The following is a 17,173-nucleotide window of genomic DNA, read 5'->3' on the forward strand; positions in this document are numbered from 1 at the left end:
TTGCGGTGGTTTGCAGTTGTTGGCAGTGGTTTGCCATGGTTTCAAGCCTGAGTGGCGCGGCGCAATTGGGATTCTCGGAGGTTGTGGATGCGGACGGAAAGGTCGTAGGCCTGATTAAGAATGGGATCGGCGGACTCGCTGTCGGTGAAACCAAGGTCGTTGGACAGAATCAGATCGCACGCCGTCTCCATAAGGGAGCTATAAGCCTGGCTGGAAAAATGCGCCTGGTCTTTCAGGCTCGAGCGCCCGCTGCCTTCAGCTAGATTATTGGCCACCGAGACCGACGCACGGGTGAGCTGACTGGCCAGACCAAACCGCTCAGACGAGGGAAATGAGCCGGCATACTCATACACAGATCGTACCAACTTCCGCGCGTCCTGCCAGACTTCCAACTTCTCGAAGGGAAATTCTTTTCTCATGGTTTGCAGCGATGATGATCTCAGACGCACCACGCGTCCGAGGACTCATTCAACCACTGCAAACCATCGCAAACAACCGCCAGCCACTGCAAACTCAAGCAAGCAGAGGCCTCAGCATCTCACAGATCTCCGGCACGCGTACGAACGGGTCTTCCTTGGTCTCAAACTCCAGTGTGAACCAGCCCTGGTAGTTGGCGTCGCGGAGGATCTGGAGGACGCGCTTCACGTCGCTGGGCTCGCTTTCGCCTTTCTTGGAGCCTTTGCGGCTGATCTCCATCTTGAGCTGCACGTTCACGGCATAGGGCGCGATCTTGGCGAGGTCGGCATAGGGGTCTTCGGTGTGGAAGTTGCCGCTGTCGAAATTGATGCCGGCCCACGGACTTTTCGCCGCCTTCACCATCTTGATCAGGTTCTCCGGTTCAGCGACGATGCCGCCGTGGTTTTCCAGGCCGAGGAAGACGCCTTTCTTCGCGGCGTAATCGAGGCACTCCTGATAGGATTCGAGGCAGTTTGCCACAGCCTGCTCTTCGCTCAGGTCCTTCGGCTGCGGCCCGGCAAACACGCGGATGTGCGGCGCGCCCATGATGGCGGAGTAGTCGATCCACTTCTTCGTGTAGGCGATCTGCTCGCTCAGCTTCTCGCCTTTCGGCAGCGCGAAGTTGTTGCCCACCGCCGTACCGGCGAGCTGCACGCCGCGGAGATAGGCATGGCGCTTGAGCTCCAGCAGGTAGGCTTCATCGACTTCAGGGGGGAAGAAGTAGCTGGTCACCTCCGCACCCGGCACATTGTGATCAGCGCACCAGTCCACAAAGTCCAGAATGCTCCACTGCGGCTTGTCACCCTTGGGCTTCTGCTCCTTGTCACGCATCCACTGGAAGTACTCGCGGAAGCTGTATGCGGCCACACCGAGCTGCATGCGGCTTCTGCCGGGGCGCTTGATCGGCTCGATGGCGGGAAGGGTGGAGACGCTGAGAGCGCCCAGGCTGGTGGAAAGAAAATGACGGCGGGAGATCATGGCGGTTGAAAAAACGGCTGAGGATGGCGGATTTGCTCAGGTATTTGAGCACTTGCGTCCCAATCATGCTACTGGCAAATTGACGCCGTCATGTCCGCGTCAATCACGCACCGCTTCACCGTGGAGGACTATTACAGGATGGCCGAGACGGGCATCCTGAAGCCGGACGCACGGGTGGAACTCATCGAAGGAGAGATTCTCGATATGTTGCCGATAGGTCCCTTTCATGCCGGAGCGGGTTCTGAATTGAACGCTTTGTTTGCCAGCCTGGCGCAGGGGCGCTGGCTGGTGTGGAACCAGTATCCTCTGCGCATTGATGAACACAGCGAGCCGCAGCCGGATCTGATGCTCGTCCGCCCTCCCGCAAAAAAATACAAGCAGTCTCACCCGGCACCCGAAGATGTCATTTTACTGGTGGAGATTGCCGATTCCACCCTGCGGCGGGACCGTGAGATCAAGCTGCCGCTGTAGGCCAAGGCCGGCATTGAGGAAGCGTGGATCTTAAACGTGCCGGAAAAGCAGATCGAAGTTTACCGCGAGCCCAACTATCTGGGCTATGAGGTGAAATCTGTGATTCGTGACGGCAGGCTGGCGCCCGTGGCGTTTCCGGATGCTGAGATCGACGTTCAGGATTTGTTGCAGTAACGGTGCCGCTGGGCTTCTTGCGGCACCATGAAGCTGATCACCCTGCTGTTTGTTTCTGCCGCGATTTCGTCACTCCAAGCCGAGCCCACCAAGGTCAAGCTCTGGCCCGAAGGAGCTCCCGGAGCGAAGGGCACGGAGGACAAGGACCAGCCCTTCATCAATGTGTGGCCGGCGGCGAAGGACAAGGCGAACGGTGCGGCGTTCGTGGTGTGCCCGGGCGGTGGCTACGGCGGGCTGGCGGCGGACCATGAAGGCGTGCAGGTGGCGAAGTGGTTCAATGGCCTGGGCGTCTCCGCCTTTGTACTGCACTACCGCCTCGGCAGCCAGGGCTACCATTTTCCCACGCAGCTTATCGATGTGCAGCGCGCCATCCGGCATGTACGTGCGAACGCCAAGGAGTATGGCATCGACCCCAATCGCATCGGCATCATCGGCTTCTCCGCCGGCGGGCATCTCACCTCCATGGCGGCGACGATGTTTGATGAAAAACCCGCCGGCATGACGAATGACGCCATTGACCAAGTCAGTGCCCGTCCTGATGTCGCCGCGCCCACTTATCCGGTGATTTCCATGATCGAAAACTACGGGCACAAAGGCTCGCGCAAAAACCTGCTGGGGCCAAACGACAACGACGAACTGGCAAGGCACGTGAGCACCGAAACCCGCGTGACCGCAAACACACCGCCCATCTTCATCTTCCAGACGGATGAAGACACCGTGGTGCCCGCGGAGAACGCCGTGGCGTTCTACCTGGCATGCCGCAAAAACAAGGTGCCCGCCGAACTGCACATCTACCGCCCCGGCCCCCACGGCGTGGGCCTGTTTTTGGGCGATCCCGTGCTCGGCACCTGGAGCATGCACCTGCGCGACTGGCTGCGGAACCAGGGCTTCCTCAAGCCGGTGAAGCGCACCGCCATCAACGGCAAGGTCACCGTGAACGGCCAGCCCGTGAGCTGGGGCAGCGTCATCTTCACTTCGGACGATCCTTCCGCTCCTGTGGCCTGTGCGCGCATCATGCGCGGCAGCTTCAAGCTCGATGAAAAGACCGGCCCCGTCGTTGGCAAAGTAAAGCTCACGGTGAGCTACAGCGCCGCTGATGTGCCAGGTCTGGAAACGGCGGACGGCACTGTGACGACGAAAGAGCAGAAGCCTGGCGCGGGCGAGTGGATTTTCGACGTCACCGAAGGCGCGAAGGATGTGGACTTGGCGGTGACGCGAAAGTAGCCATCTCGCTCCGCGAGATGAGCTGAGCGTGGTCGCAAAGCATGCAGCATTTGCAATCCACACATCAGCTTGCGGGAGCGCTGAGGTCCTCTCGCAGGAGCGAGAGGACTACTTTTCAGAACTTCGTGATCAGCAGCGCCGCATTGTGCCCGCCGAAACCGAAGGAGTTGCTGAGCACGGCGTTCACTTTGGCGGGGCGCGCGGTGTTCGGCACGATGTCCACATCCACTTCAGGATCGAGATTGTCCACGTTGATCGTGGGCGGCACCACCTGATCCTTGATGGCGTAGATGGAGGCCACGAGCTCCACGCCGCCGGCGGCGCCGAGGAGATGGCCGGTCATGGACTTGGTGCCGGAAACGAGGAGGCCGTTGGTGGCATAGTCGCCAAAGACGCGCTTGATGGCGCGCAGCTCGCACAGGTCGCCCACCGGGGTGGAGGTGGCGTGGGCGTTGACGTACTGGATGTCGTTCGCAGTCAGTTTGGCGTGGCGCAGGGCCATCTCCATGCACTTGGCGGCGCCAAGGCCTTCCGGATGCGGAGAGGTGAGGTGGTAGGCGTCAGCCGTGGCGCCGTAGCCGGCGAGCTCGGCGTAGATGGTGGCCCCGCGCTTTTTGGCATGCTCGAGTTCTTCGATGACCACCACACCGGCGCCTTCGCCCATGACGAAGCCGTCACGGTCCTTGTCCCAGGGGCGGGAGGCGCGCTCAGGCTCGTCATTGCGCAGGCTCAGGGCCTTCATGTTGGCAAAGCCGGCCAGGCCGCAGGGGCGGATGGAGGCCTCGGCACCACCGGCGATCATCACATCGGCGTCGCCAAATTTGATCATGCGCCAGGCTTCCCCGATGTTGTTGTTGGAGGTGGCACAGGCGGTCACAATGACCATGTTCGGGCCCATGAAGCCATATTCCGCCGCGATCATGCCGCTGGCGATGTTGGTGATCATCATCGGGATGAGGAAGGGGGAGACGCGGTTCGGGCCCTTGTTCAGCAGGATCTCATACTGGGTCTCCAGCGTTCCGAGACCGCCGATGCCGCTGCCCACCATCACACCCACGCGATGGGGGTCGAGGCTGTCCGGGTTCAGGCCGGCGTCCTTGGCGGCCATCTTGGAGGCGGCCATGGCAAACTGGAAGTAGCGGTCCGCGCGGCGGGCGTCCTTGTGGTTGTTGAAAAACGGCGTGGGGTCAAAGTCCACCACTTCCCCCGCGATCTTGCAGTCATACTTCTCGGTGTCCATCGACTGGATGCGACGGATGCCGCTCTTGCCGGCCACGAGGCTTTTCCAAAAGTCATCCTTGTTGTTACCGTTTGGGGCGATGGCTCCCATGCCGGTGATGACGACGCGACGTTCGCTCATGTGTGTAGTTTCTGGGGTTGGGGTGAAGGGTCAGAGAACACGGTTTGCACGGGGGGGCAAGGAAAATCATGGCAGCGAAGGGGCTTGAGACTGGGGGCTTTTTGGTGTCTGGCTTGCCTTGTGATTCGCTGGCCCATGCTTCTCGCCGCAACCCTTGGCCTGACACCGCTTCTCCAGGCGGCGCCAGACCCTTCCCTCATCCCTCCCGTCATGCGGCAGTGGATGGCGGTGCAAAAGGACATCGGCAGCATCAAGGTGGCCTTTCAGCAGACGCGCACCACGCCCGCGCTCAAGCAGCCTGTGACCGCCAGCGGGCGCTTCTGGCGCATGGCAGACGGCCGGTTTCGCCTGGAGATCGGCTCCCCTGCCACGATGATCCTTCTTTTTGACAAAGAGTCCGTGCGTCTCAAGGAGGGCACAGACGCCCCCTGGCAGAGTCTGAAGGCGGACGACAGCCGGGTGCGCGTGTGGATGAAATTTCTCAGCGGCCGTGAGATGGACGCCGAATCTCTGACAAACAACTTCACACTCAGAGTCACCCAGCAGGAGAAGGATTTCGTCACGGTGGCCATGATCCCACGCCCGCTGCTCATCAAAAAATACCTCAAGCAGCTCGACATGCAGATCGAGCCCGGCGGGCGGCGGCTGCTCGGCTTCCGGGTGGTGCAGGGGGATGGCTCCACCCTGCTTCTCCATTTCGGTCCGCCGGAGAAACTGACCGGTGATCTGCCGCAACTGTTTCAATATCAATGAACTGGCGGTGTAGCGAAAATGAGCACAAGAAAAACCTGACTGCTTCGTTAAGACCGGACAACGCCTATGGATCCGACCCCTGACACCCCCGAGTCCATGGAGGGATCATCGTTTGATCCTGCCGCCGTCCCCATGCCCGTTTATGCGCCGGTGAAGCGGCCGAATGCCTTTGTTCGTCTGTGGCGCTCCATCGGCGGCGGCTCGCTGACCTTGAGCATTCTGATTCACGCCGGTCTGCTCGTCCTGGCCGGGTTTGTGGTGCTGGCCTCGCAGGTCTTTGACAAGCAGGTGGATTTCCTTCCCGGCGGCGGGACGCAGCAGGGCGCGGAAGCCTCCGCGGAACTGGCCCACAAGGTGCAGATGAAGCGTCAGCAGAAACTGCAGAAGACCCCGCCGAAGCAGCGCCTCGTCTCCACCAGCATCAATGCCAGCCTGACTCTGCCGGAGGCGCCGCCGGACTCGCTGGAAATGCCGGACATCTCCTCCCTGGCAGGCGGCGGAAAGCTGGGCAGCGGCGGTTTCGGCACTGGTGGCGCAGGCGGCGGCTTTGGCAACGGCGTGGGCATGGGCGCCATGTCCGGCCGGACCTTCAAGCCCCTGATGATGTTTGGCAAGGAGCTCAAGGACACGCGCAAGATGGCCGTGGTCATGGATGTCTCCCGCTCCATGACGAAGTTCCTGCCCCTGGTGGCCAAGGAGCTGGACAAGGTGGCCTTTGGCAGCCCGCTGGTGCTCTATTTCGGCTGCGGACTGATGAAGCCGCCCGCCAAGCTCGAAGACGAGATCAATCCCGTCAGCAGCGACAAATTCCGCGCCTTCTGGCAGAACTGGGAAGGGAGGGCCTCTCTCAAAATGTCAGCCGAAGAACGCAAAAACATCAAATACGATCCCGCCAAGCCGATGCCCCTGGAGGCGATCTTTGACTTGATGATCAATCGCAGGAACACCTGGTTCGTCGAATTCAACGGCATCACCTACGCCTCGACGGCCCTCATGTCGAAGGAGGTCATGGAGGCGGATACCATCTACTGGTTTGCCGATTTCATGGACAGGGTGGACTCGGACCAGATGAAGCTCATCCTCAAGACCCTCAAGAAGCGCAAACAAAAGCTCTACATCCACGCCTCAAAAGAGGGCCGCTCCTTTGCCCAGGTGCGTGATGAACTGGTGATCCCTTCCGGTGGCGAAGTGATTCAGACACAGTCTGAGGAGCCGCCGAAAAAGAAGGAGAAAAACAAGATCGCGGCTCAGTAGTCGCGGTTCAGCAGGTGGTCCGCGAGCTGGCGCAGTCGCAGGCCGGCTTCTCCGAAGACATCCAGCGCGCGATGAGACACCTCGGTGAGGCGGTGCGCTTCCGCGCGGGAGGCTTCCAGCCCCATCAGTGCGGGGTAGGTGCTCTTTTCCGCCGCCACATCCTTTCCGGCGCTCTTGCCCAGTTTCTCGCTCGTCTGCGTCACGTCGAGGATGTCGTCAATGATCTGAAAGGCCAGGCCGGTGGCCATGCCAAACTCATGCAGCGCCTGCATCTGCGGGGCGCTGGCGTTGGCGCTCATGCCGCCCAGCTTCACGCTGGTGGTCAGCAGGGCGGCGGTTTTGCCTTCATGGATGAAGCGTAGGTCTTCGAGCGGCAGTTTTTTGCCCTCGCCCTCCAGGTCCGCCACTTGCCCGCCCACCAGGTGCAGGCTGCCCGCCGTGCGCGCCAGCTCCAGCACCATCACGGCCGTGGGGTGGCGCGCGGCCATCGGCGTTTTCGTCACCAGTTCAAAGGCCAGCGCCTGCAGCGCATCGCCTGCCAGCAGCGCGATGGCCTCGCCATAGACCTTGTGGCAGGTGGGCACGCCGCGGCGCATGTCATCGTCGTCCATGCAGGGCAGGTCGTCATGAATGAGGGAGTAGGTGTGCAGGCACTCGACGGCGCAGGCATTGTAGATCGCATCATCCGCCGTGCCGCCGCAGGCCTCCGCCGCTGCGAGGCAGAGGATGGGCCGCAGACGTTTGCCGCCGGCAAACACGCTGTGCCGCATCGCCTGATGCAGCACCGTTGGCCGCGTGTCAGAGCCTGGGATGACACCGTTGAGGGCTGTGTCCACGAGCTGGCAGCGCTGGGCGAGGTAGGTTTTGAGATCAGACATGGAGGCATTGTGAAGCCGTGAGTCCGGCTCAATTCAAGCAGGATTAATGGCGGGCTGCCCGGGTGGAGGTGAACCACTTCAGGAATTATTTTGCACCTGCGTGAAGGCCTGGAAGCCGCGCTTTTCCTAACGCCTATTGCGATTGAGGCTCATGTCGGGTGGAAACGTCTGTGAGCATGACTAAAGTCATGGAATGCGGGGAATAGTCGCAAATTGCAGGAACCTGTGTGAAAGATAAACTTCTGCATGGTTTCAAAAGTGGTGTCTAATTCATTGGAGGGGAGTGTTAAAGGGAGGGGCAAATACCTCTCCGCCCGCTGGATGGTCTTGGTGGCGGGGACGATTCTCGCATGGATCAGCCTCATGCCGGTGGTGTGGATTGGCCTTTTGATGGTCCGCCATTCCATGGTGGCAACCGCGGTGCAGCTTGCGGCCTGCGGCCTGCTGGCCTTCTGCTCAAATCTTTATCTTCTGCGAAGGTTCTTGTACGACATTTATCAGGAGGAGGGCGCCAAACAGGAGCCGGCTCCCAGCGCGGGGCTGATCGCCGGGATTTTCGTTCTTCAGCTTCTGCTGGCGCTGGCCTGCACCCATCTGGCCGGGGCTTTCAACCCCATCGGCATGCAGCATTGGTTTTGGATGCCCATCTGCGGTTTTGCCGGAGTGCTTCTGACACGGCTCATGCACATGATCGCCGTACTGGGCGTCACGCTGGCCATTTCCACAACGCACGAATATGCCGTCAACGGTCCGCAGCCGGCGGTGTTTTGGATGTGCGGCCAGGTCAGCACCAGTGTGGTCATCATGGGCTGCTGTTTTGCCATGACGCAGGTCTCCCGCCAACGCCTGAACACGGAGCGGCTGGCGGGGGAGCTGTGGTCCGCCAATGCCCGCCTCGAACTGCAGGCGGACCAGGCGGCGGTGCTGGCCGTGGAGCAGGAGCGCACCCGGCTGGCACGGGAGATCCATGATGCGGTGGGGCACAGCCTGACGGTGGTGGGAGCGCAGCTCGAAGCGGCGGAGGCCATGATCCTGCAATCGCCTCCGCATGCGCTGGAGTCGATCCGCAAGGCGCAGCGCGCCAGCCGCGAAGCCCTGGCGGAGATACGGCGTTCCGTCTCCTCCCTGCGCGCCAGGCGGCAGGAGGAGCGCTCGCTGGCAGAGTCGCTGACTTCCCTGATCACGAGCGCAGAGCGGCCGGGGCTGCGGCTGGTTCTGCAGCAGTCCGGGAAGTCCCGCAGCCTGCCCTCGTTGGTGGAGATCTCCCTCTACCGCTGCGCGCAGGAGGGCATCACCAACGCCTGCCGGCACGCGGCGGCGTCTGAGATCACGGTGCATCTCGATTTTACTTCAGACATGAGCGTCGTCCTCAGTGTGGCTGACAACGGCCGCGGCTTCAGCCGGATTCCGGAGAGCAGCCATGGCCTGAAAGGCCTGCATGAACGGGCGGCGCTGCTGCATGGTGAATTTACCGCCGGAACGGATCCGCACGGCGGCGGCTTCTGCCGAATGGTCATCCCCGCCTGAACGCATGAATCCGCCCATCAAGATACTTCTCGTGGACGACCAGGCTTTGTTTCGTGAAGCGATGCGCACCGTGCTGGAACTCGACAGCAGGCTTGAAGTCGTGGCCGAGGCCGCGGATGGCGAGGAAGCCCTGCGCCTGTGCGCGAAGCACCGGCCGCAGGTGGTGCTGATGGACCTGCGCATGCCGGTGATGGGTGGCACCGAGGCCACACGGCTCATCCGTGCCCGGCACCCGGAAATACGGGTGCTGGTGCTCACCTGCTTTGACCAGGAGGAGGATGTGTTTGAGGCGCTGCGTGCCGGGGCCTCTGGGTACGTGCTTAAAGAAACTCCATCGGTCCGGCTGGCCAGCGCCATCAAGGTCGTCGCAGGAGGCGGGACCTACCTGCAGCCGTCCGTGGCCACCCAGGTGGTGGCGGAGTTCAACCGTCTTTCGCGGTCCAGTTCCCTGAGCACCGAGGAACGCCGCCTGGCAAGCCAGCTCTCCCAGCGTGAGGTGGAGATCCTCCAGCACCTGATGCGCGGCATGAGCAACAAGGAGATCGCCGTCGCCCTGAGCATCGCCGAAGGAACGGTGAAAAACCACATGACGAGCATCCTGGAAAAACTGCGGGTGCCGGACCGCACCAGCGCGGCGCTCAAGGCGCGAAAGCTGGGGCTGGGGTGAAAGCTACCGGGCCAGCAGCTCTTCACCGCGATAGATTACGCGCTCCACCATGCCCTGCAGCGTTTTGTCGAGGAAGGGCGTGTTGCTGCTTTTCGACTTCATGAAGTCGCGGCTGAAGGTGGTGGTGCGGGCCGGATTGAAAACGATAAACTCGGCGGCGGCGCCTTCTTTAACAGGCACGGGCGCCAGCTTCATGAGGCGGCGCGGCTCGGCGCTGTAGCGTCTGACGATGAGCTGCCAGCTCAGGATGTCCTTGGAAATGTAGCGGTCGTAAAGCGAGACAAGGGCTGTCTCGAGTCCGGTGATGCCGAAGGGGGCGCTGGCAAAGTCCTGGTTCTTTTCAAACGGCGTGTGCGGGGCGTGGTCCGTGGCGATGACGTCGAACCAGCCGTCTTTGAGCCCCTGCAGCAGCGCGGCGTTGTCCTCCGGCGTGCGCAGCGGCGGGTTCATCTTGTAGTGCGTGTCGTAGTCGCCGATGTGCTCGTGGTTGAACATCAGATGATGCGGCGCGATCTCGCAGGTCACGCGGATGCCGCGGTCCTTGGCGCGCTTGATGGTGTTCATGCCCTCGGCGGTGGTCACGTGCTGGATGTTGAGGTGCACGCCCGTGTATTCCGCCAGGCGGATGTCCCGTGAGATGCAGATCTCCTCGCTGATGCTGGGGATGCCCGGCAGGCCCAGCGCGTAGCTGATCTTTCCTTCGTGCATGCAGCCTTTGCCGCTGAGCGCCTTCACCTCGCAGTGGCTGGCCAGGGGCAGGTCGTAGTCGCGCGCGTATTCCATGGCACGGCGCAGCACCTGCGGGTTGTCCACCGCAAAGCCGTCATCCGTGAGCATGACACAGCCGGCGGCCTTCATGCCGGCGATGCCCGCGAGCTCCTCCCCCTTGCGCCCTTTGGTGATGGCTCCGCTGGTGTGGATGCCCGGGCCGATGCGGGTGCGTCGGGCGCTTTCCAGCACGCTGCGCACCACGCCCGCGTTGTCGATGGCCGGCGCGGTGTTCGGCATCATGACGAAACCGGTGACGCCGCCATTGATCGCCGCCTCCGCGCAGGTGGCGATGTTCTCCTTGTCTTCCTGCCCGGGTTCGCGGGCATGCACGTGGATGTCAAACAGACCCGGCAGCAGGATGCGCCCGCTGCAGTCGATGACCTGGGCATTTTCAACGCCGCTGATGCCCGCCGCCACGCCGATGATCTGGCCGCCTTCGACGAGCACATCGGCCGTCAGGAGCTGCGGACTGTCTTCGCTGGCGATCTGGGCATTGCGGTAGAGGCGTTTCATGCAGCCATGATGTCAGGCATGATTTCAGCCTGCGCAAGCCTGTGAAATGAGATCATGGGGAGCGGCGGATGCTGCAGGTGATGCGGGCACTCCTGCCCGCAACGAATGACCCAGGACGCTCGTCCTGCGGGCAGGAGTGCCCGCATCACGTTCACTTCTTCCGCACGTAAAGCAGGGCCCGGTCATGCGTGAGCAGGCAGAGGTCCAGCCGGCCGTCGCCATTGAGATCGACGGCAGCGTAGTCATGCGGCTCGTTTTCCAGACCGGTCTTGCCGCGGAAATGTGGGTCGGTCTCAAACACCCGGAAATACATGGCGCTCTCCCACTTCTGGCCGGCGGCGGGCTGGAAGATTTCGACCACACGGCTTTTCGCCGTGTCCAGCAGGGCGATGTCATCGACATCTTCGCCAGAGAACGATGCGGCGATGAGATCTGAGGGGGCGGTGTCCTTCAGTTCGCTGTCAAAGGTGGCCACGGTTTCCAGTTTGAGTGTATTGCCGTCCAGAGGGGCGAGCTGAAAGCTGGTCTTGCCCAGCAGCAGCAGCTTCACGCTTTTCTCCGAGTTCATGATCACGCACTGTTCGGGCGTCATGGTGGGCAGCGCATGGGTGTGGTCGGCGCGATATACATGATCCGCGCCGGCGGTCAGCTCATGCAGCTTGCTGTGCGTGGCGTCCACCAGCAGCACGGTGACCTTGCCATTCTTGCGGGAGACCAGGGCGCTGTGCAGCTCGGCGGCAGCGTCTGGCGCATTGAACTGCTCCACGATGGCCGCCTTGCCCTCCGCATCCACCTTGAAGGCACGGGCGAGCTGCTGATGGGCGATGATGATCTCCGCCTTGCCGTCACCATCGAGATCTCCGGTGGTGAGCGCGGCGGGGGTGAGCTTGCTGACAAAGGAATCCGGGATGCCCTCCACGCGCTTGAAGGGCGTCTTGGCGTCCGTGGTGCTCAGCAGGAGCTGCAGCGGGCCAAGATTGGAAAACAGGGCGATGTCACCACGGCCGTCCTGGTTCGCATCGACCACGCGGATGCCGTTGATGCGGCCGGTCTTGACAGCCAGCTCCTGGGTGGTGGAGGTGAAGGCCTTGGCTCCCGCGGCTTTTTTCAGCGTCACGAGCTGCGGCTTGGACTTGATTTCACTGACACAAAGAACGCCCGAGTCGGTGGTCAGGGTGAGCAGCGTCTCGCCCTCCTTGGCCTGATAGATGATCTCGGGGTAGAGCAGCCGGTTGTCCTGCCAGCGGGCCACGCCGATGGACTGCTCGCCGGGGCTGAGCAGCACCAGGTCGGCCTTCTTGTCACCGTCCACATCGGCGATGGAGAGGGACTCCACGCCGCTGAGGCAGGGAAACTCGCGTCCCTCTTTGAAAGTGCCGGCGGCACTGCCCTGAAACAGCCACGCGCGCGCGGCCTTGGGCTCGGACATGACGACGTCGGGATGCCCGTCGCCGGTGAGGTCGCCATAAGCCACGGCGCCGTTTTTGCCCTCCGTGGGCGGCATCGCGTAGCGGATGGTGGCGGCGCGGTCGGCATTAGGCTCGGCGGCGCCCTGGGTCAGCCTGGCCACCTCCACCATCTGGGTGTCATCCTGGATCCAGGCCACGCCGGATTTCTTCTGGCCGAGGCGGATGGAATGCAGCCAGTGGCGGGAGGTGGGAATCTCCAGCCGCCACTCTTCGCCAAAGGTGGTGCCTTCGTGCTGCAGGCGGACCAGCAAAGCATCGCCTTCCGGCGCGGTGTAAAAGAGATCGGCGCGGCCGTCGTCGTTGAGATCCGCGCTGGCCAGCCCGGCGCTGCCGCCATCCCCCAGCGCGTAGTTTTGAGGCTCCGCCCATTCGCCCGCCTTGGTCTGCAGCAGCACCATCAGCCGCGTGTTGGTCAGCAGGGCGATGTCATCGCGCCCGTCGCCATTGAGATCACGTGCGACGAGCACCTCGCTGTCATCGGCGGTGGAGTCGAGCGTGAATTCACGCTTCGCCGCCCAGGCGCCTTTGTCATCCTGCATGCGCAGCACGAGCTTGTCCTCATCAGTGATGAAGGCGATGTCCGCCTTCTTGTCCGCGTTCCAGTCCCCCACAACGAGGGCCATGGCGGAATGGCCGATGACCAGCGGCTGCTTGTCAAAGCGGGAGACCTCCAGGACGGGGTTCCAGCGGTCGGCGCGGGCGGATTTTTCCGGCGCACCGGGCTGCACCCCGTCCTTGCGCTGAAGCAGGAACTCAATGCGCGCGCGCGCGCCATTGATGATCGCCAGGTCGGTCAGCCCGTCGCCGTTGAAATCAGCGGCGCGCGGGCTGGAGGTGTTCCAGTCGAGCTTCACCACTTCCGGGCCGTCGAAATACAGAGCGGGCTTGTCGGCGAGAACACTGGTCGCAAAGATCAACGGCAGGAAAACGAGGCGCATGGCGGGCTGGGGGGGAAGAGGGCTTTACTTGGCCTCGACGGGCGTGGTCAGGTAGTGAAGCTGGAGGGCGTCCGGATAGGAATAGCTGGCGCTGAGCAGGCTGCCGAAGTAGCGCTCGAAGGTTTCATCCGAAGGGCGTGCGCTGGAGTCGAACCAGCTCCCGGCCGCCGCTGCGGCGGCCTCCTCCGGTGCCAGGCCTTTTTTGCCAGGGCCTTTCTTTTTGGCCGCCGCCTTGGCCTTTGACGCGCCGGCCTTGCTTTCGAGCGTGGCGGCGGCAGTGGCGATCATGTTCAGCAGACGGCCTGCGTCCGTGATGCCGACGCCGCTGTAGTTCTTGGGGGCCAGGGAGAGAAGGTTCTGCACATACGGAGAATCCCAGATGCTCGGGCCGGAAGGATCCTTGATGCGGCCCAGAACCTTTTTCAGCGTGTCCTGGCTGCCCACGGAGATGAGGAGATATTTGCCTGTGTTGCAGAAGGCGACCTCGGTGGCGGCATTGGAGGTCTGCGAGATCTTGAGCGTGTTGATGGTGAAGCCCAGGTAGTCGCTCTCTTCAAAGGCGCCGAAGCCGGCGCCCACGTAGCGTTTGACGCCTTCGAGCACGCCGCCCAGCTTGGCGGCGTCCTTGATCTTGAAGCCCATGACCTGGCTCTCTTTGGTGCCGTTGCCATCCTGCACCTGGATGACTTCATCTGCCAGGCTGCCGAAGAGATCATCACGGATCTTGAAGCCGATCTGGGATTCGAACTGGGGAATCTGCATGGTGAGCATCATCGCCATGGGCCCGAGTTTTCCGATCATGCCGAGCAGGGAGTCATACACCTGGCCGAAGTCCGCGCGGGAAACGCTGGCGGTCAGAATGCCGGCCGGGATGAAGGGAGGCAGCGTCACTTCATTGCCGGAGCCGCGCATGATGGAAAGGAGGCCGGTGGGCTTTTCAGGATGGAGGATGGTGATGTCAGCGCGAGTCTGGGTGTCTGTCAGCTCCGCGGTGAGCGCGATCGCCTGCAGCTCCTGCGCGCCCAGCATGTCCATGATGGTCTTGGGCTTGATGTCGAAGCCGGCGGCGGCCTTGCCCTCGCCTTTCTTTTTGGCCTCAGCGGCGGCGAGCGCCTTCTCTCCGAGATCGAGCAGCTTCACCCCGTTGAAGTAGAGCAGCATGTCTCCGCCGCCGTTGGTGAGCTGGCCGATGCGGGCCAGGTGCTCCCGCGCCTGCCCGGGCGGGTCTCCGGCGTTGTTTTTCAGCGCGCCGATCATGTATTCCATGAGCGCGCGGGTGTTGGCCTCGATCATCACATCTCCCACCACCGCCCAGGCCGTGGTCCAGCGCGCATCCGCGGCGTCTGACTCCGCGGCGATCTGCACGTTCACGCCGCCGATGTCCTCGGACCTCACTTTGAGGTCGGAGTTTTCTTTCTTTTTGGACTCCACTTCGGCGAGCTTGTGCGCCTCCAGCTCCTTTTGTTTGCCGGTGGTTTCATAGAGGGAGATGCTGGGCGGATCTTTGTCGAACTGATTGAAGTCCGTGAGCACGAGGTAGCTCACCAGGGCGCCGGGGTAGTCCTTCAGCGTGTCATACATGCCGCTGCCGTAGGTGTCCTTGAAGAACTTGTCCCACGGCGCCTCGCCGTTCTTGCGCATGGGGGCCATCCAGCGTTTGGCCTCGTCGTCCTGCATGAACTTGGCGTAGGTGCTCTTGTCCCAGTCGGCCAGCAGCTCCGGGGCGTTCTTGACGGCGATGACGCCGACCGTGTCCTTCGGCATGAGGTTGTACCATTGTTCCAGCCGGTCGGCGGCAAAGGCGGGAAGAGCGCTGGCGAGCAGCAGGGAAAGGAGCAGGGAGGTTCGTTTCATGAGATGTGAATGACTGAAGGGGGCAACAGGTACTGAAAAATCAGCCGCCGGTGGTTACAGATTCCGGCTTTGTTTTTTCCTGTGGCGGCGCGGGCGGCGGCAGGTAGCGGAAGCCGCTGTTGGGATTGCGCGGGTCAAAGGCAAAGGCCTCGCGGTTTTTCAGGAAGAGCTTCAGCACGTTGGAAGGGATGGAAAAACCGAGGCCTTCCACGCCCACTCCGGCCGCCTTCATGTTGTTCACACCCACCACTTCGCCCCGCGCGTTGAAGAGCGGGCCGCCGGAGTTGCCAGGATTGATCTGCGTCGTGCTCTGGATGTACCAGCGTCCGCCGCTCTCACGCGCGCGGATGCTGACGATGCCCTTGGACACCGAGCGCTCCAGCCCCAGCGGGCTGCCGATGGCAAAGACGTCCTGCCCCTGGGTCAGCGAGTCGGAGTCTCCCATGGGGACGAAGGGCAGCTTGTCCACGCCGGCATCGTCGATCTGCAGGATGGCAAGATCCAGGAAGCCGTTCATCGCGATGATCTTCACTTTCGTAAACTGCTGCTTTTCCAGGCCATCGGGCTTTTTGCGGTACACCACCACGGTGATCTCGCGTTCTCCGGCGATGACATGCTGGTTGGTGATGACGTAGCCGAGCTTGTTGATGATGAAGCCCGAGCCGAGGCCCGAGGCCGTCTGGATCTGCACCACGGACTCCGCCACGCGCTGCACATTCTTCTCCACCGTCATGGCTTCACGGGAGGGCTCCACATAATAAATGTCCTCCCCCTGCACGGCGGCGGCCTTGGTGGCGGAGGAGAGCGCCTTTTCCATGATGGAAATCTCCGTGCGCGGCACGGTGAGGACGGTGTGGCCCAGATCCAGCACCACGGCGTCCTCGCGGTCCTTGAGCACTTCGCCGCGGAGTTCCGCGCCGTTCTTGAGGACGATTTTGACGTTTTCCGCCAGCAAGGATGAGGCCGCAAGGCAGGCCGCCATCAGGACTCCGAAGCTCAGTTTATTTCGCATCACGGGCGTGAACTCTAGCGGACGAGTTTAAGGATACGAGTTCTTTTTGCATATCTTGACTCAATGAATGTCCGCGCATCTCATGGGACGATGCCAGCCAATGCCCTCATTTCCGCCGCCCAGGCCCTGCGTGAAAGCCTGCGCCCCCTGCGTTTTGCCGCTCCAGTCGAGTATGTCTATCAGCCGCTTGACTACGCCTGGGCACCCCATGAGGCCTACCTGCGCCGTTTTGGCGGCAGCCAGAAAAAGGTGGTGCTGGTGGGCATGAACCCCGGCCCCTTTGGCATGACGCAGACCGGCGTGCCCTTCGGTGAAATCGCCGCCGTGCGGGACTGGATGGGAATCCGCGAGCCCGTGGGCAAACCCGAGATCGAGCACCGCAAGCGCCCGGTGCTGGGCTTTGACTGCCCGCAGTCCGAGGTGAGCGGCCGCCGGCTCTGGGGCCTCTTCGCCCAGCGCTTCGGCAAGGCGGAAAACTTTTTCAAAGACCACTTCGTCGCCAACTACTGCCCGCTGGTCTTCATTGAGGCTAGCGGCCGCAACTTCACTCCGGACAAGCTGCCGGCCGCGGAAACCGTGGCCATGGAGGCCGCCTGCGATGCACACCTGCGCGCGGTCATCGCCGCCCTGGAGCCGGAGTGGGTCATCGGCGTGGGCGCCTTTGCCGAGGAGCGCGCCCTGCGTGCGAAGCAGGCCATGAGCGCCGATTTCAAAACCGGCCGCGTCCTGCACCCCAGCCCCGCCAGCCCGGCTGCCAACCGCGACTGGGCAGGAGCAGCCACCAAACAGCTCGTGAAGCTGGGGGTGTGGGAATGAGGAGCTGGCAGGATGGAGGGCCCATGCTTTCCCGGCAATAGGGGCCGAAATCTGGCGT

Annotated in this window: 16 protein-coding genes; 8 read left to right on the top strand and 8 right to left on the bottom strand. The window is 62.4% G+C overall.

Annotated features, from left to right (window positions below):
* Nucleotides 1–41: 41 nt before the first annotated feature.
* Entirely contained in the window at nucleotides 42–419 is a 378-nt protein-coding gene (locus tag ACILSQ_RS08295; protein WP_395743132.1) for a four helix bundle protein, read from the bottom strand.
* 94 nt (nucleotides 420–513) lie between these two features.
* Nucleotides 514–1,434, bottom strand: a complete 921-nt coding sequence (locus ACILSQ_RS08300; RefSeq protein ID WP_395743133.1) for a sugar phosphate isomerase/epimerase family protein — start codon at nucleotides 1,432–1,434, stop codon at nucleotides 514–516.
* Nucleotides 1,435–1,524: 90 nt separating this feature from the next.
* Between ACILSQ_RS08300 and ACILSQ_RS08305 the strand changes: the two genes are divergently transcribed.
* From ACILSQ_RS08305 to ACILSQ_RS08315, 3 genes are read left to right on the top strand one after another with little or no spacing between them, the layout of a single operon-like run.
* Nucleotides 1,525–1,905, top strand: coding sequence for a Uma2 family endonuclease (locus ACILSQ_RS08305; protein WP_395743134.1), 381 nt, complete (start codon nucleotides 1,525–1,527; stop codon nucleotides 1,903–1,905).
* 36 nt (nucleotides 1,906–1,941) lie between these two features.
* On the top strand, nucleotides 1,942–2,079 hold the full coding sequence (locus tag ACILSQ_RS08310; RefSeq protein WP_395743135.1) for a hypothetical protein: 138 nt from the start codon (nucleotides 1,942–1,944) through the stop codon (nucleotides 2,077–2,079).
* Nucleotides 2,080–2,106: 27 nt separating this feature from the next.
* Nucleotides 2,107–3,303 carry an alpha/beta hydrolase gene (locus ACILSQ_RS08315; protein ID WP_395743136.1) on the top strand — a complete coding sequence of 399 codons (1,197 nt, stop codon included), beginning with the start codon at nucleotides 2,107–2,109 and terminating at the stop codon, nucleotides 3,301–3,303.
* A gap of 115 nt (nucleotides 3,304–3,418) precedes the next feature.
* On the opposite strand, the gene fabF is transcribed toward ACILSQ_RS08315, so the two are convergent.
* Nucleotides 3,419–4,663 (bottom strand): beta-ketoacyl-ACP synthase II, encoded by a 1,245-nt coding sequence (gene fabF / locus ACILSQ_RS08320; RefSeq protein WP_395743137.1) that lies wholly within the window; start codon nucleotides 4,661–4,663, stop codon nucleotides 3,419–3,421.
* Between the two features lie 135 nt (nucleotides 4,664–4,798).
* On the opposite strand from fabF, the gene ACILSQ_RS08325 reads away from it, so the two are divergent.
* Complete coding sequence (locus tag ACILSQ_RS08325) at nucleotides 4,799–5,416, top strand: outer membrane lipoprotein carrier protein LolA (RefSeq protein WP_395743138.1); 618 nt, start codon at nucleotides 4,799–4,801, stop codon at nucleotides 5,414–5,416.
* Nucleotides 5,417–5,482: 66 nt separating this feature from the next.
* Complete coding sequence (locus tag ACILSQ_RS08330) at nucleotides 5,483–6,670, top strand: hypothetical protein (protein WP_395743139.1); 1,188 nt, start codon at nucleotides 5,483–5,485, stop codon at nucleotides 6,668–6,670.
* On the opposite strand, the gene ACILSQ_RS08335 is transcribed toward ACILSQ_RS08330, so the two are convergent.
* Nucleotides 6,664–7,548: a polyprenyl synthetase family protein gene (locus ACILSQ_RS08335; protein WP_395743140.1), complete on the bottom strand. Its 885-nt coding sequence runs from the start codon at nucleotides 7,546–7,548 to the stop codon at nucleotides 6,664–6,666. The two genes, ACILSQ_RS08330 and ACILSQ_RS08335, sit on opposite strands and share 7 nt — an antisense overlap.
* Nucleotides 7,549–7,809: 261 nt before the next feature.
* On the opposite strand from ACILSQ_RS08335, the gene ACILSQ_RS08340 reads away from it, so the two are divergent.
* Both ACILSQ_RS08340 and ACILSQ_RS08345 read left to right on the top strand, forming a co-directional pair.
* Complete coding sequence (locus tag ACILSQ_RS08340) at nucleotides 7,810–9,075, top strand: sensor histidine kinase (RefSeq protein ID WP_395743141.1); 1,266 nt, start codon at nucleotides 7,810–7,812, stop codon at nucleotides 9,073–9,075.
* A gap of 4 nt (nucleotides 9,076–9,079) precedes the next feature.
* Nucleotides 9,080–9,742, top strand: a complete 663-nt coding sequence (locus ACILSQ_RS08345) for a response regulator (RefSeq protein WP_395743142.1) — start codon at nucleotides 9,080–9,082, stop codon at nucleotides 9,740–9,742.
* A gap of 3 nt (nucleotides 9,743–9,745) precedes the next feature.
* Here ACILSQ_RS08345 and ACILSQ_RS08350 read toward each other — a convergent pair whose 3' ends face one another.
* The 4 genes from ACILSQ_RS08350 to ACILSQ_RS08365 all read right to left on the bottom strand — a co-directional run bounded on the left by ACILSQ_RS08350 (nucleotide 9,746) and on the right by ACILSQ_RS08365 (nucleotide 16,299).
* A complete protein-coding gene (locus ACILSQ_RS08350) occupies nucleotides 9,746–11,026 on the bottom strand; it encodes a dihydroorotase (RefSeq protein ID WP_395743143.1) in 1,281 nt (426 codons plus the stop codon).
* A 151-nt stretch (nucleotides 11,027–11,177) separates the two neighbouring features.
* On the bottom strand, nucleotides 11,178–13,433 hold the full coding sequence (locus ACILSQ_RS08355) for an FG-GAP repeat domain-containing protein (RefSeq protein WP_395743144.1): 2,256 nt from the start codon (nucleotides 13,431–13,433) through the stop codon (nucleotides 11,178–11,180).
* Nucleotides 13,434–13,457: 24 nt separating this feature from the next.
* Complete coding sequence (locus ACILSQ_RS08360; RefSeq protein ID WP_395743145.1) at nucleotides 13,458–15,287, bottom strand: hypothetical protein; 1,830 nt, start codon at nucleotides 15,285–15,287, stop codon at nucleotides 13,458–13,460.
* A 40-nt stretch (nucleotides 15,288–15,327) separates the two neighbouring features.
* On the bottom strand, nucleotides 15,328–16,299 hold the full coding sequence (locus tag ACILSQ_RS08365) for a S1C family serine protease (protein WP_395743146.1): 972 nt from the start codon (nucleotides 16,297–16,299) through the stop codon (nucleotides 15,328–15,330).
* Nucleotides 16,300–16,389: 90 nt separating this feature from the next.
* On the opposite strand from ACILSQ_RS08365, the gene ACILSQ_RS08370 reads away from it, so the two are divergent.
* Nucleotides 16,390–17,115 carry a uracil-DNA glycosylase family protein gene (locus ACILSQ_RS08370; RefSeq protein ID WP_395743147.1) on the top strand — a complete coding sequence of 242 codons (726 nt, stop codon included), beginning with the start codon at nucleotides 16,390–16,392 and terminating at the stop codon, nucleotides 17,113–17,115.
* Nucleotides 17,116–17,173 lie beyond the last annotated feature (58 nt).

The organism is Prosthecobacter sp., from assembly GCF_044227185.1.
GTDB lineage: Bacteria > Verrucomicrobiota > Verrucomicrobiia > Verrucomicrobiales > Verrucomicrobiaceae > Prosthecobacter.

Coding starts and splice junctions, on each gene's coding strand:
- ACILSQ_RS08300 (WP_395743133.1), bottom strand. CDS start 1,434: ATGATCTCCCGCCGTCATTTTCTTTCCACCAGCCTGGGCGCTCTCAGC.
- ACILSQ_RS08350 (WP_395743143.1), bottom strand. CDS start 11,026: ATGAAACGCCTCTACCGCAATGCCCAGATCGCCAGCGAAGACAGTCCG.
- ACILSQ_RS08365 (WP_395743146.1), bottom strand. CDS start 16,299: ATGCGAAATAAACTGAGCTTCGGAGTCCTGATGGCGGCCTGCCTTGCG.
- fabF (WP_395743137.1), bottom strand. CDS start 4,663: ATGAGCGAACGTCGCGTCGTCATCACCGGCATGGGAGCCATCGCCCCA.
- ACILSQ_RS08330 (WP_395743139.1), top strand. CDS start 5,483: ATGGATCCGACCCCTGACACCCCCGAGTCCATGGAGGGATCATCGTTT.
- ACILSQ_RS08305 (WP_395743134.1), top strand. CDS start 1,525: ATGTCCGCGTCAATCACGCACCGCTTCACCGTGGAGGACTATTACAGG.
- ACILSQ_RS08355 (WP_395743144.1), bottom strand. CDS start 13,433: ATGCGCCTCGTTTTCCTGCCGTTGATCTTTGCGACCAGTGTTCTCGCC.
- ACILSQ_RS08315 (WP_395743136.1), top strand. CDS start 2,107: ATGAAGCTGATCACCCTGCTGTTTGTTTCTGCCGCGATTTCGTCACTC.
- ACILSQ_RS08360 (WP_395743145.1), bottom strand. CDS start 15,287: ATGAAACGAACCTCCCTGCTCCTTTCCCTGCTGCTCGCCAGCGCTCTT.
- ACILSQ_RS08370 (WP_395743147.1), top strand. CDS start 16,390: ATGCCAGCCAATGCCCTCATTTCCGCCGCCCAGGCCCTGCGTGAAAGC.
- ACILSQ_RS08325 (WP_395743138.1), top strand. CDS start 4,799: ATGCTTCTCGCCGCAACCCTTGGCCTGACACCGCTTCTCCAGGCGGCG.
- ACILSQ_RS08335 (WP_395743140.1), bottom strand. CDS start 7,548: ATGTCTGATCTCAAAACCTACCTCGCCCAGCGCTGCCAGCTCGTGGAC.
- ACILSQ_RS08345 (WP_395743142.1), top strand. CDS start 9,080: ATGAATCCGCCCATCAAGATACTTCTCGTGGACGACCAGGCTTTGTTT.
- ACILSQ_RS08295 (WP_395743132.1), bottom strand. CDS start 419: ATGAGAAAAGAATTTCCCTTCGAGAAGTTGGAAGTCTGGCAGGACGCG.